The sequence below is a fragment of the Shewanella sp. NKUCC06_TVS genome (assembly GCF_019345515.1).
GTDB lineage: Bacteria > Pseudomonadota > Gammaproteobacteria > Enterobacterales > Shewanellaceae > Shewanella > Shewanella oncorhynchi.
The window spans coordinates 30,628-43,780 of sequence record NZ_JAHKQX010000009.1 but is presented as its reverse complement, the minus strand read 5'-3'; the positions used below and the strand labels follow the sequence as shown (position 1 = coordinate 43,780).

The 13,153-nt window shown below is 46.0% G+C and carries 11 protein-coding genes; 5 read left to right on the top strand and 6 right to left on the bottom strand.

The window, feature by feature from the left end:
• Positions 1-69 precede the first annotated feature (69 nt).
• Positions 70-1,179, top strand: coding sequence for an efflux RND transporter periplasmic adaptor subunit (locus KO531_RS11500; RefSeq protein ID WP_219251237.1), 1,110 nt, complete (start codon positions 70-72; stop codon positions 1,177-1,179).
• Positions 1,179-4,319, top strand: coding sequence for a multidrug efflux RND transporter permease subunit (locus tag KO531_RS11495; RefSeq protein WP_219251236.1), 3,141 nt, complete (start codon positions 1,179-1,181; stop codon positions 4,317-4,319). Before KO531_RS11500 ends, KO531_RS11495 begins: the two co-directional genes overlap by 1 nt.
• Before the next feature lie 117 nt (positions 4,320-4,436).
• Here the strand turns inward: KO531_RS11495 and KO531_RS11490 are convergent, their stop codons facing one another.
• The 3 genes from KO531_RS11490 to KO531_RS11480 all read right to left on the bottom strand — a co-directional run bounded on the left by KO531_RS11490 (position 4,437) and on the right by KO531_RS11480 (position 8,119).
• Entirely contained in the window at positions 4,437-5,360 is a 924-nt protein-coding gene (locus KO531_RS11490) for a sensor domain-containing diguanylate cyclase (RefSeq protein WP_219251235.1), read from the bottom strand.
• A 111-nt stretch (positions 5,361-5,471) separates the two neighbouring features.
• Entirely contained in the window at positions 5,472-6,275 is an 804-nt protein-coding gene (locus KO531_RS11485; RefSeq protein ID WP_219251234.1) for a sensor domain-containing diguanylate cyclase, read from the bottom strand.
• A gap of 680 nt (positions 6,276-6,955) precedes the next feature.
• Positions 6,956-8,119, bottom strand: a complete 1,164-nt coding sequence (locus KO531_RS11480) for a multidrug effflux MFS transporter (protein WP_219251233.1) — start codon at positions 8,117-8,119, stop codon at positions 6,956-6,958.
• 145 nt (positions 8,120-8,264) lie between these two features.
• Here KO531_RS11480 and KO531_RS11475 point away from each other — a divergent pair, with 145 nt between their 5' ends.
• Complete coding sequence (locus KO531_RS11475) at positions 8,265-9,032, top strand: helix-turn-helix transcriptional regulator (RefSeq protein ID WP_113939339.1); 768 nt, start codon at positions 8,265-8,267, stop codon at positions 9,030-9,032.
• Between the two features lie 75 nt (positions 9,033-9,107).
• Here KO531_RS11475 and KO531_RS11470 read toward each other — a convergent pair whose 3' ends face one another.
• Positions 9,108-10,019: an EamA family transporter gene (locus KO531_RS11470; RefSeq protein ID WP_219251232.1), complete on the bottom strand. Its 912-nt coding sequence runs from the start codon at positions 10,017-10,019 to the stop codon at positions 9,108-9,110.
• A 193-nt stretch (positions 10,020-10,212) separates the two neighbouring features.
• Between KO531_RS11470 and KO531_RS11465 the strand changes: the two genes are divergently transcribed.
• Both KO531_RS11465 and KO531_RS11460 read left to right on the top strand, forming a co-directional pair.
• A complete protein-coding gene (locus tag KO531_RS11465) occupies positions 10,213-11,073 on the top strand; it encodes an AraC family transcriptional regulator (protein WP_219251231.1) in 861 nt (286 codons plus the stop codon).
• Between the two features lie 115 nt (positions 11,074-11,188).
• Entirely contained in the window at positions 11,189-11,662 is a 474-nt protein-coding gene (locus KO531_RS11460) for an NYN domain-containing protein (protein ID WP_006082658.1), read from the top strand.
• Positions 11,663-11,773: 111 nt separating this feature from the next.
• Here the strand turns inward: KO531_RS11460 and KO531_RS11455 are convergent, their stop codons facing one another.
• Complete coding sequence (locus KO531_RS11455; RefSeq protein ID WP_212599301.1) at positions 11,774-12,250, bottom strand: group 1 truncated hemoglobin; 477 nt, start codon at positions 12,248-12,250, stop codon at positions 11,774-11,776.
• Positions 12,247-13,128 (bottom strand): DUF3034 family protein, encoded by an 882-nt coding sequence (locus tag KO531_RS11450; protein ID WP_219251230.1) that lies wholly within the window; start codon positions 13,126-13,128, stop codon positions 12,247-12,249. The genes KO531_RS11455 and KO531_RS11450 overlap by 4 nt, the downstream gene beginning before the upstream one ends.
• Positions 13,129-13,153 lie beyond the last annotated feature (25 nt).

The following is a 13,153-nucleotide window of genomic DNA, read 5'->3' as shown; positions in this document are numbered from 1 at the left end:
TATTCACTAGAATAGCGCCATTAGAGCGATTACCTTTTTAAACTGCCTTTGCGCGAGATAATAATTACAATGAAAAAAACCATTATTGCCATTGCCCTGTTCGCGATTATCGCCACAGCGGTGAGTTTTAGTGATGTCCTTCAAGCGGCTAAACCCGAGAACGCACCACATCTTATGCGTACCGTTCCTGTGGTCACGGGTGAAGTGATTGAATATCCATTAGCGCAATCTATCTCTCTTATCGGCAAACTCGCGGCTGAACGTGCAGTGATCATTGCACCGCAAGTCACAGGTAAGATTAAACAAGTCGCAGTGACCTCAAACCAAGCGGTGAAAAAAGGCCAGTTACTGATCGAACTCGATGATATGAAAGCCCAAGCCGCCGTTGCCGAGGCCAATGCTTTCCTCAATGATGAAAAACGTAAACTCAAAGAGTTTGAAAAACTGATCAGCCGTAACGCCATTACCCAAACCGAGATTGACGCACAAAAAGCCAGTGTTGATATCGCCCAAGCACGCTTATCTTCCGCCCAAGCAGATTTACATTACCACTCGCTGATAGCGCCGTTTGCGGGTAATACTGGCCTGATTAATTTCAGCGAAGGCAAGATGGTCAGCATGGGCACTGAGTTGATGTCGCTAGATGATTTGTCCAGCATGCGTCTCGACTTACAAGTGCCTGAGCATTTCCTATCGCAACTGAGTATTGGCATGCAAGTGTCAGCCACCAGTCGCGCTTGGCCGAATGAAATCTTTACTGGCAAAATGGTGGCTATCGATCCCCGCGTCAATGAGGAAACCTTAAACCTCAAAGTACGAGTGCTATTCGATAATCCGAAGAAACGCTTAAAACCGGGCATGATGATGTCGTCAACCATCACCTTCCCAGCGATTTCAGCACCTATGGTGCCAGTGCAAGCTCTTGAATATTCAGGAACTAAACGTTACGTATACGTAGTTAGCGCCGACCACATTGCCCACCGCACAGAAGTGACACTCGGGGCACGTATCGATAACCAAGTCTTAATCGAAAGCGGTTTAAACATAGGTGACAAAGTCGTGGTACAGGGCTTAGTCAATATGCGCGATGGCCTGCAAATCAATGAAGTCACGCTCGATAATAAAGCCTCAGCCCGTGCAACAGAGCTTTCAGGTCCTAAAGCAACGGAGACGAAATAATGTGGTTATCCGATGTTTCGGTTAAACGCCCTGTCGTTGCCATCGTTTTAAGCTTACTGCTGTGTGTATTCGGCATAGTGTCGTTCACTAAACTGTCGATACGGGAAATGCCCGACGTCGAAAGCCCTGTGGTCACCATCAGCACCAGTTACTCGGGTGCATCGGCGGCGATTATGGAAAGCCAGATCACTAAGACTTTAGAAGATGAGCTAACAGGGATCAGTGGTATTGACGAAATCACCTCGACCACACGTAACGGTAGCTCGCGTATCACAGTTAAATTCCTCCTAGGTTGGAACTTAACCGAAGGGGTCAGCGATGTGCGTGATGCTGTGGCCCGCGCCCAACGCAGACTCCCAGAAGATGCAAAAGACCCCGTCGTCTCAAAAGACAACGGCTCCGGCGAACCCTCTGTCTATGTGAATTTAAGCTCGAGTGTGATGGACCGCACTCAATTAACGGACTACGCCCAGCGAGTACTCGAGGACAAATTCAGCTTAATCAGCGGCGTGAGTTCTATCAGCATTTCCGGCGGCTTGTATAAGGTCATGTACGTCAAGCTCAGACCCGAACAAATGGCAGGACGTAATGTCACCGCAACGGATATTATCAACGCCCTGCGTAAAGAGAACATAGAAACGCCCGGCGGCCAAGTGCGCAACGACACCACTGTGATGTCGGTGCGTACCAAACGCTTGTACTACACGCCGAAGGATTTCGACTATCTTGTGGTGCGTACCGCCAGCGATGGCACGGCTATCTACTTAAAAGATGTGGCAGATGTGGCTGTTGGGGCACAAAACGAAAACTCGACCTTCAAAAGCGACGGCATAGTTAACATCAGTTTAGGCATTATTGCCCAGTCCGATGCCAACCCTCTGCTCGTTGCCAAAGAAGTGCATAAAGAAGTTGATCGCGTACAAGACTTCCTGCCCGAAGGCACTAGCCTAGTGGTCGACTTCGACTCGACCGTATTTATCGACCGCTCAATTAACGAAGTGTATAGCACACTTTATGTCACGGGCGCCTTGGTCGTACTCGTGCTGTATATCTTCATTGGACAAGCGCGAGCAACGTTAATCCCAGCGGTGACGGTTCCAGTATCTTTGATCTCGGCATTTATCGCCGCCAACATGCTAGGTTATTCGATTAATCTACTGACATTGATGGCATTAATCCTCTCCATCGGTCTAGTGGTCGATGATGCGATTGTGGTGGTCGAGAACATTTTCCACCATATCGAAAAAGGTGAAGAGCCCTTACTCGCCGCCTATAAAGGTACTCGCGAAGTGGGCTTTGCCGTTATCGCCACTACGGCGGTACTGGTGATGGTATTCCTCCCAATTTCATTTATGGAGGGCATGGTCGGGCTACTATTTACCGAGTTCTCCGTGATGCTGGCGGTGTCAGTGCTGTTCTCCTCCTTAGTGGCACTAACACTTACACCTGTACTGAGCAGTAAATTACTCAAAGCCAACGTCAAACCGAATCGCTTTAATCGTTGGGTCGACAGCGGCTTTGCTCGCATGGAAAGCGTTTATCGTGTCGCCGTGACACGAGCGATTAAATTTCGTCTACTCGCACCGCTAGTCATCCTCGCTTGTATCGGCGGCAGCGCTTGGTTAATGCAACAAGTACCGTCACAGCTTGCGCCGCAGGAAGACCGCGGCGTGTTGTTCGCCTTTATTAAAGGCGCCGAAGGCACCAGTTATAACCGTATGACAGCCAACATGGACATAGTCGAAGACAGACTCATGCCCTTGCTAGGTAAAGGTGTGCTGCGATCCTTTAGCGTACAAGCTCCCGCCTTTGGTGGCCGTGCTGGCGATCAAACTGGCTTTGTCATCATGCAGCTAGAAGATTGGGAACACCGCGATGTGACAGCGCAGCAAGCCCTTGGAATTATTAGCAATGCCTTAAAGGATATTCCAGATGTAATGGTTCGCCCTATGATGCCAGGCTTTAGGGGGCAATCAAGCGAACCCGTGCAATTTGTACTTGGTGGTTCGGACTATGCTGAACTGTTTAAGTGGGCGCAGGTGCTCAAAGAAGAAGCCAATGCCAGCCCTATGATGGAAGGGGCTGACTTAGACTACGCAGAAACAACGCCAGAACTCATTGTTACTGTCGATAAAGAGCGCGCCGCAGAACTGGGGATCAGTGTCGACCAAGTATCGGAAACCTTAGAAGTCATGCTGGGTGGCCGCACCGAAACGACCTTCGTCGATCGAGGCGAAGAATACGATGTGTATTTACGCGGTGATGAAAACAGTTTCAACAATGTCGGTGACCTGAGCCAAATCTACATGCGGTCAGCTAAGGGCGAATTGGTCACTCTCGATACTGTCACCCATATAGAAGAAATTGCCTCGGCACAAAGATTAAGCCACACCAATAAGCAAAAATCGATCACCCTCAAGGCTAACGTCAGTGAAGGTTACACCTTAGGTGAAGGCTTAAAGTTCCTTGACGCTAAAGCCATTGAATTATTACCTAAGGATATTTCGATTGGTTACACGGGCGAATCCAAAGACTTTAAAGAAAACCAAAGCAGTATCTTTATCGTATTTGGTTTAGCTTTACTGGTTGCCTACTTAGTATTAGCCGCACAGTTTGAGAGCTTTATCAACCCATTAGTGGTGATGTTTACTGTGCCTATGGGCGTATTCGGTGGTTTCTTAGGACTACTGATCACCAGCCAAGGGATCAACATCTACAGTCAGATAGGCATGATCATGTTAATTGGTATGGTGACTAAAAACGGTATCCTTATCGTCGAATTTGCCAACCAATTGCGTGACCGCGGCTTTGAACTCGATAAAGCCATTATCGATGCGTCATCCCGTCGTTTACGGCCAATCCTAATGACAGCCTTCACCACCTTAGTGGGTGCTGTACCGTTAATTTTCTCGACGGGCGCGGGCTCAGAAAGCCGTATCGCTGTAGGTACTGTGGTGTTCTTCGGAATGGCGTTTGCTACCTTTGTGACCTTATTGGTGATCCCCGCCATGTATCGATTAATCTCGGCAGCGACCCATTCACCGGGTTATGTTGAAGCTAAGCTCGAAGCGGCAATTAAAGCGCAAGAGTTAGCGGCCCAAGAGGTGGCCGCAAAGCAGGAACTCGCACCTAAAGCCTAGCGCTAATCATAGTTGTTGATAATCGAATAACAAAAAGCCAAGACACTCAGTGCCTTGGCTTTTTTATTAGCGTCTTAATCAAGTTTCCTTGCCCTACATAGGATATTGGGAATTTATCTATCCAATCACAACACAATTTCGGCCAGCGGATTTAGCGCTATACAACGCACTGTCTACCCGGAAAAGTGCGCTGCGCAGACTCTCATTATCTTGAACACGGATACAGCCAAAACTCATAGTCAAATTCAGTTGTTTATCTTGATAGAAAAAATCCGTCGACGCTAAATCTAAACGTAATTGCTCTGCAATTTGATATGTTTCATCTAAGGAGTAACCTTGTAAAACAATCAAGAATTCTTCACCTCCCCAACGTGCAATACAAGCAGCTGATTGCTGTAGCCCTTCAAGTAACCTTGCAACTTGTACTAAGACATCATCCCCACATAAATGACCAAACGTGTCATTAATGGCTTTGAAATAATCGACATCGCACATTAATAAGCAAAGGTCAGAGCCATTTGTGGTACTTAAGGCATTCTCCAACACTGCTTCCGCTTTACGGCGATTAGCGAGTCCAGTCAACACACCGGTATTAGACAAAGTTTGATTTTCATCAATAAGCAATTGTAAATCATGGATATCTCTCATCGTTACTATATGCAAGTCCGATTGATTCTCCGTGGTAATTTGTGCAGTTATTAAAAACCAACGGTACTCACCGTTACGACAAAGAATGCGAGCCTGCATTTCAGCCGTATCGATTCCTGCATTGATACTGCTTTCAACAATTTTTGACCATCCTTCAATCATAGCTTGGCGCACTAAAGGATCTGGATACACAGTATTAAACCAAGCATCCATATCGGGAATATCGACTAATGTGTAGCCAATCTGTTCGATAAAGGCATGATTAACAAAACGATGGATCCGCTGTATACAGCCAGACATCTCATTCATGCGTGATTCTGAAAGCAGGATTGGAATAGGAATGAAATCTAAGCTTTTAAAGAGAATTACCTCACTGGTATTGCGTGCTGTCATTAACCTTCTCCGCTCAAATTCCAGACAAAGATCTGTTATCACATCCCAAACCTAATTGGGGCTAAAAGATGATAGATAAAATATAATTTAACGTTTGAATTTATTCAGAATTCAATCAAACACAACACGGTTACGGCCATCATTTTTAGCTTTATATAAAACGCTATCAACCCGAAATAATAGACTATGCAAGCTTTCAGCAACTTGATGCCCGACACACCCAAAACTCATGGTCAAATGCATATGCTGGCCATAGGATTGGTAATCCGTGGATTCAATATCACAACGCAACTTCTCGGCAAGCTCTATAGCGACTTCAAGTTCAGTGTTTTCCAGCACGATCAGAAACTCTTCCCCTCCCCAACGTGCGACACAGGAAGCAGAGGGGACATAGCGCTTAAGCTGATCCGCTACTAATTTAAGCACATCATCCCCACACAAATGACCAAAGTTATCATTGATACTCTTAAAAAAATCGATATCACACATCACTAAACAGAGTGAACCTTGTGCATCGGCACTGTGTTCTATGGCTAAAGCGAGGAGCTGTTCCACTTGACGACGATTGGCAAGTCCCGTCAGTAAATCGGTATTAGACTGTCGCTTGTTATCCTCAATCAGTAACTGCAACTGATGAACATCTCTCATAGTGACTATGTTTAAGTTTGATTGATTTTCTGTGGTAATTTGAGCTGTGATTAAAAACCAACGATATTCACCATTGCCACAGCGAAGGTAAGTTTGAAAACCTGCGGTGCTCAGCCCCTGTTTTTCACTTACATACACAGCCCTATCCCAATCAAACATCGCTTTATCTCGAAGGATTGGCTCGGGATAAACAGTATTAAACCAAGATTTAATATCGGGTATGTCCGACATGGTATAACCCAATTGCTCAATAAATGCATGATTCATAAATCTATGCACCCTATGAGTGCTTGGGCGACGTCCTTCAACGTCCAAGGCCTCAGATAATAGAACTGGGATAGGTATATAATTTAAACTTTTGAATAATAAGACTTCACTATCTTCTGAAAAAAGTCGACGCATCCGTATCTCCCCATACAACGAATAACATAGAGATAACATTTAGTGTGATAGAACCACATATGATTTGTGAGGACAAGAACTCACTTAGGCTGTCGTCGATATAAAAACGCTACAATCGCACATCGTAAAATCAGAAAGTGACTTTGAGTACATCTAAAATGATGGAATGACAATTACTTAAGAAAACACTAATGTAAAGTGTTTGTTTGAAAAGACATTGATTCCCTTTGTTCGAATGCTCATTTTTCGTACTATTCAGTAGTAACAATATTCAATAGAAGCTTTGAGATGATCGGATTTAGCGGAAGAATAGATGCGTAACCGTCACCCTTCATAACACTCGGCTTATGAATAGACTGTGATCTACTCAATGATGAAGTTAACTTTACTTCCTGCCATGCCTCGATTGATTTCGACTGCAGCCCAAGAGGCAGCAAAGCAGCAGGAACTCGCACCTAAAGCCTAGCTTTTCACGTCTACACAAAATGTAGAAATTACATAAAAAAAGCCAAGGTACTTACTATCTTGGCTTTTTTATTTGCGTCTTAAGCGTTTTTTGCTTTATTGGCTAAGCCTAAAAGTAAACCTAAGCCAACGCAAAGCAGTGCACTTAACGTAATCACAATACCTAAATGGTGGATGATTCCCGCGCCGCCTAAACCTAATCCCAACAGAATATAATAAAATAGTCCAAAGAGTGCGCCAGCAGAGCCCGCATAGGTGTGGTAGCTTGCCAGAGCCGAGCTGAGTATGTTCGGAATTGCGATACCGTAAGCCATCACAATCAATAGCATAGGAGCTAAAAAGTAAACATTATCCAGCCCTATAAAGGTCGATTGGATCAGCCAAATACCCAGCCCACCGACAAGTGCAATAGCACTGGCTAAGCGAACGAGTTGTGCGCTGGTGTGGCCTCGACCCAGCATTATTTTATTAACATAACTACCAAGGAAAGCACCAAAGCCTAACAGTAAGCCACTAGTACCAAAGGCAAGCGTCGATAAGCCTTGCGCCTCAAACATAAATGGCGCCAGTGAAAAGTAGCTAAACCACATTAGGTTAAACGCCGCCACCAACAAGCTGCTCTTAATAATCTCGCTGTCGGTAAGCATCTTAATCGCTAACTCGCCTATCGCGATTTTCTGGGTATGTGCGGGTTTCGTTTCGGGTAAGGATTTTACCGACAAAAACAGCAGCACAATTGCAGAGACCATGAGTGCGGCAAACACACCTTGACATCCCCAATACGCACTGAGGATACTGCCCAATAGCAATCCGATGACAGGGCTTATCCCAAGTGACATTCCCATCACAGAAAAGACTTTGGCTAATTCTTCGCCGCTATAACTGTCACGCATCATAGTTTGGGTAATCACAGAACCCACTGCCGCGCCAAAAGCCGACAATACGCGGGCCAGCAACAACAGGCTAAAATCGCTCACCATCAAGGCTAACGCTGAGCCAATGGCATAACATACTAATCCCGCGAGCATAGCTTTCCGGCGACCAATAATGTCGGCTAAGCGGCCCCAGCAAAATACGCCGATAGCAAAGGCAATAAAGTACACAGATAAGGTTTGCGATGCGCCAGCAATCGACACCGCAAAGTGTTCTGCAATATTAGGCAACGCTGGGCTATAGATAGTTTCCATTATTTGCGGAAACATCATTAGCAGCACAGCGAGCCCTAAAGGGGGTTTTATATTCATGATTTTTAGTCCATTTCAGCACTCCAACAAATGAGTTGGTTTACCGAAATGTCACTCCATACTTGTCAAAGATAGCGCAGTATAGATAAAATCCAAATGTAACAATTAACAACACTTAGACAAAAAACATCAAAAATAGGACAAGATGGCCTTTATTCTACCCGAACAACTATTTAATCCAGATCTGCTGGATAATCTGGTTATTGGCATTGCCGCCGATATGGGCGAACACGATTCGGGAATGCATTACCACAGGAAGGCACAACTGCTTTATGCTCCAGCAGGATGCATGACATTCACCCTAACCCAGGCTCAAGTGGTATTACCGCCGACGCGAGCCGCTTGGCTGCCAGCAGGTGTCGAGCACAGTGTCAGAATGCATAATGTCGTCGCCTATCGCTCACTCTACTTTGAGCCAGAAACCGTCAGCTCATTGCCCGATAAGGTCACTATTTTCCATGTAAACCCGCTACTCAAAGCCTTAATCGACACTATGTCGTTTTGGCCTTGGGACAAACCAAGAAGCAGTCAACACAATGCCTTTTTGCTGCTCTGCGAAGAATTGGGCAATGCCACGGAAGAAAATCTGGCTTTACCCCTCCCACAGGATAAACGTTTAACAACCTGGCTAGCGCAACTGCAGCAACACCAGAAACCGCCAGCCAATCTTAAGGATATGGCAGTAGAAATCGGAGCCAGTGAACGCACAATTAGTCGAATTTTTAGCGCACAAACAGGAATGGCTTATCAAGCATGGCGCCAGCAATGGCGTTTACTCTCGGCCATTGAACAATTAGCAACGGGAACCTCGGTGGCACAGGTGGGCTTTAATTTACAATTTTCCAGCGACAGTGCCTTTATCAGCTTTTTTAAGCAATATACTGGCACTACTCCGGCACAATATTTCAAATAAGTACTGGCTCGACTGACTTACAATCGTCGAATCGAGCCTTGCCTCATATGCACTTTCATGACGCTAGCTGCGACGTTAAGCTTTCACCGCTGGCGTGGCAGAAGACTTAAACCAAGCAAGCGGTTTTTGACGGCGGGTTAACATGTTACCGAGCGCGACTAGCAAGAGTCCCACGCTTGAATACCAAGTCCACTGATAATCCTCAAACACACTCGATACACTTAACGCCACCACTGGGGTAATCACCAACAGATACGCAGCGGCATTAGCACCAATTCGCTCAACCAAGATCAAATAAGCGGTAAAGCCAATCACAGAGGCGATAACGGCTAAGTAAAACAAGCTGCCAAGATAGCTGGTTGTCAGCGGTAAACTAAAGTTTAAATCTTTAAACCAGATGATGAGCAGTAACGCCGCACTGCCATAGCACATTGCATACGCTGTTGAGGTAAAGGGCGACACATTATCGCGCGAGTTACGCATGCTGATCATGGTACCAATCGAGAAAAACCACGTACCTAGCAGCGAAAACAATAAGCCCCACACTAAATTTTGGGACCACTGAGTCGCGAGCAAATCGGCACCAAAGAGTAAGCTAATGCCACCCAGACCGACACTAACGCCTAACCAAAAATTGCGGCTGGTGGGCGTACCGTAAAAAATGCGGCCATGTATCGCATTAAAAATGGGGGCTGTGGCCATAATGACCGCTGTTAAACCGCTGGCGATATAATGGGTTGCGGTATAAAACGCGATAAAGTTCAAATAAAATAGACACACGCCTTGCAGTGCAAACCAAGGATGCTGCCTCAGCTTTACCGCTTGCAGCTTGTTAAAGGCAAAGCCAATGGCGAACATCAAGAGACTCGCAATCGCAAACCGATAGAAAATCGAGACTTCCGTCGCCACCTCACCGTGCTGCCACTTAATGGCAATCCACGAAAAACCCCACACAAAAATCATCAGCAAATACATCACAGCAGCCATAATGAGCCCCCTACACCTTCATAAAATGCTTAATGAGGCAAACTATACAACTATGGATTTCGTCCTTATGTCACCATCTTGTTGGTCATAACACGATATTGCGGTTTTAATCGCGAGCGGACGTTGAGCCACGCCCATAAGTGCGATAATTTGGACAGACAAAATGCTTAGCCAGTGAGATCACTAGGAACCCATGGAGCCCAAATACATCAGTTTTGATAAATCCGCCAAAACCTGTATTCGTAAGCAAGCGATTACGGAGGATTTATCTTGGGCCCATTATCAAAATGCGGGCGAGCGTCTGTATTACCAAAACGATGCACAACATACGCTGAGCATGTATCTGGATGGCGGCTACGAAACCCACAGAACCGATATCAAGGCCGACTATGGCGCGCCCAGTAAGTTTTGCCTTATGCCCCAAGGCTGCCAAAGCCATTGGCAACTGGGACAACCGCAGCAGTTTATGCATTTGTATTTTAGCGATGAACATCTTAAAAAATTGGCGGTGCGAGTCTTTGATAAAGATCCACGCCAAGTGCGTTTACCTGAGTTGACCTTTGTCGATAATCCGAGATTAGAGGCGCTGTTTCGGCACCAAGTTGCCGGGCTCGATTGGCAGACGAGTGATCACCATCTGATGATGGAACAAGTAACCGACACTGTGCTGGTGACTTTGCTGCAAAGCTCAGGCTTTAATTTGTCGGTGGGGCCAATTAAGGGTGGGCTCGCACCTAAAGTGGCTAAAGCGATCAAAGAGTTTATTCATTGCCATTCCCATCGACAAATTTACTTGTCTGAGTTGGCCGAGCTTGCCCAACTGAGCGAGTACCATTTTTGTCGCATGTTTAAATCCCAATTTGCGATGACGCCGCAGGAGTATTTACTGCAAGTGCGCATTGAAAAGGTCAAACAAAGCTTGAGTCATTCAACGCAATCATTTACCGATATCGCCCTCAGTAATGGCTTTGCCAATCAAAGTCATATGGGGCGTTACTTTAAAAAACTCAGTGGCATGTCACCGGGCGAATATCAAAAATACCATAGAAGCTAACATACGCTTTGGGTTCACAATCTCGACGGCTGAACCCAACACTCTAACATCCTTGAAAACCCTATTGCCTCGATATGCTATAGTGCCCTTACTCCCCTAGCCGCTGGAAAACGCCTTGAAAAAAATCGCTTTATTTGTCGATGTACAAAACATCTATTACACCTGCCGCGAAGCCTATGGCCGCCAATTTAATTATCGTAAACTGTGGCAGCACTTAGGCTACGAGGGAGACATAGCGTTGGCCGTGGCTTATGCCATCCATAAAGGCGACGATGGGCAATTGAAATTCCAAGACGCACTAAAGCACATAGGTTTTGAGGTGAAGTTAAAACCGTTTATTCAGCGCAGCGATGGCTCAGCCAAAGGCGATTGGGACGTGGGGATCACCATAGATATTATGGAAGCGGCGAGTGAAGTGGATACAGTGATCTTATTGTCTGGTGATGGCGATTTCGATTTATTGCTGCAAAAAATTCATCAAAAGTATGGCGTTGAAACCCAAGTGTATGGCGTTCCTACCCTGACGGCTAAATCCTTAAGGGATGCAGCCTCTCAATTTCATCCCATAGATGAGGCGTTATTGCTCTAATCAAAAGACAGAATGCGCCTATCCATCACGCTAACCGTATCTAACTCATTTACTCTTTCACCCTCAATGTAGAGACGCTATGTTGAGCTTCTACTTTAAAGATGAAGCAAGTCACTGATAGGTAATGTCCGTATACATAGGGGCGAGACGTTTTAGAAAGGCATTACGGGTCGATAGCGGAATATGTTGCTCTTTCATCGATTCAATCAAATGGCCGACTAAGGCATCGAAATCCGCTTGAGTAATATTCAAGCCTCTATGACTGTGCTGCATACTTTCGCCGTGATACACGCAGCCGCCATCGGCAACCAGACAGAAATGTTCAATGGCACGCTCACGAAATAACGCAATATCTGTCTCTTGAAAGTGATGCACTATGCGTGGATCGGTGGCGATACGTGCCAGCAAACCATCGACTATCGCCGATACGCCTGCGTTACCTCCTAAATCTTGGTATAAGGTTTGATGGCTTGCGGTTTGATGACTCGAGTGAGTTTGTGATGCTGAGGTTTCGGTCGTTTGCACCGCACAGCCAGTGAAAAAAAACACTGCGACGAAAGGTATTAACTTCACCCGTAAACGCCTCATAACGCCCCCTCCAGCGACACATACCAACCTTGCTGATCGTCAAAACCCGCTATGCTGCCCAAATTCGCATAGGCCGTAACCACGGAAAGATGCTTATTGATAAACCACGCTAAAAACACATCTTGCCAATCATCCTCACGGGCAAAAGCTAACTCATCGGGTTTCTGGCGATATTCGATACCCAGTGCCACATTATCCGTCAGCAATACCGCGGCAGAGGCTTCGAGCACAAACTGGTAATCATGATTGGCTTGAGTACCAAAACCCAATAAACCCGTTTGATTCGCCTTGGTCACACGCACGGTCCCATTAAGTAATACATTTCGTCCCGCTACCGCATCAAAAAATACTTTGCTGGCAGCAACATATACATCTAAACCCCAATCATCCCGCGCCCCAACCGCCTGAGGAATCGCAAAGTCATCGACTCTTTTATACTGGGCACCTAAGGTAATTTGCGGCATAGCCGTATAAAGCAGCTCTCCGGCAAGCTTGTATTTTACGCCGAAGATATCTTGGCCTAACTCGCCGCCCATAGTATCCAAATCAAAGGTTTGCCGCGCAACGCTCAGCTCGAATCGATTATCAAAACTCAAAGAAGCACCGATCACTTTCAGCGTAAAATCATCGACATAGACACCCGTCGCCATCGCCGTTGCCGACCATTCACCGCTACTACCATAACCGTTGATCACGGCCCATGGCACTATGCCACCGCCAGCACTGCCTTCAATCATCGTCCCGCCGCCAGTCCCGACCACACGGCTACCTTCAGCAAACGTAGGAACAGTGCCCAATAGTAAAAATAGGCAAAACAAAGCCTTAACATAATTCCAAGTTAATGAATTCAACTTCAATGCATTTATGGAAATGTTCACTTGATGCTCCGCTCTAATTCTTTCG

What these genes read in the sequence shown, in the direction of transcription:
- KO531_RS11480 (WP_219251233.1), bottom strand. Translation starts at nt 8,119, where the DNA reads ATGAATATAAAACCCCCTTTAGGGCTCGCTGTGCTGCTAATGATGTTT.
- KO531_RS11470 (WP_219251232.1), bottom strand. Translation starts at nt 10,019, where the DNA reads ATGGCTGCTGTGATGTATTTGCTGATGATTTTTGTGTGGGGTTTTTCG.
- KO531_RS11455 (WP_212599301.1), bottom strand. Translation starts at nt 12,250, where the DNA reads ATGAGGCGTTTACGGGTGAAGTTAATACCTTTCGTCGCAGTGTTTTTT.
- KO531_RS11465 (WP_219251231.1), top strand. Translation starts at nt 10,213, where the DNA reads ATGGAGCCCAAATACATCAGTTTTGATAAATCCGCCAAAACCTGTATT.
- KO531_RS11500 (WP_219251237.1), top strand. Translation starts at nt 70, where the DNA reads ATGAAAAAAACCATTATTGCCATTGCCCTGTTCGCGATTATCGCCACA.
- KO531_RS11485 (WP_219251234.1), bottom strand. Translation starts at nt 6,275, where the DNA reads ATGAATCATGCATTTATTGAGCAATTGGGTTATACCATGTCGGACATA.
- KO531_RS11490 (WP_219251235.1), bottom strand. Translation starts at nt 5,360, where the DNA reads ATGACAGCACGCAATACCAGTGAGGTAATTCTCTTTAAAAGCTTAGAT.
- KO531_RS11475 (WP_113939339.1), top strand. Translation starts at nt 8,265, where the DNA reads ATGGCCTTTATTCTACCCGAACAACTATTTAATCCAGATCTGCTGGAT.
- KO531_RS11495 (WP_219251236.1), top strand. Translation starts at nt 1,179, where the DNA reads ATGTGGTTATCCGATGTTTCGGTTAAACGCCCTGTCGTTGCCATCGTT.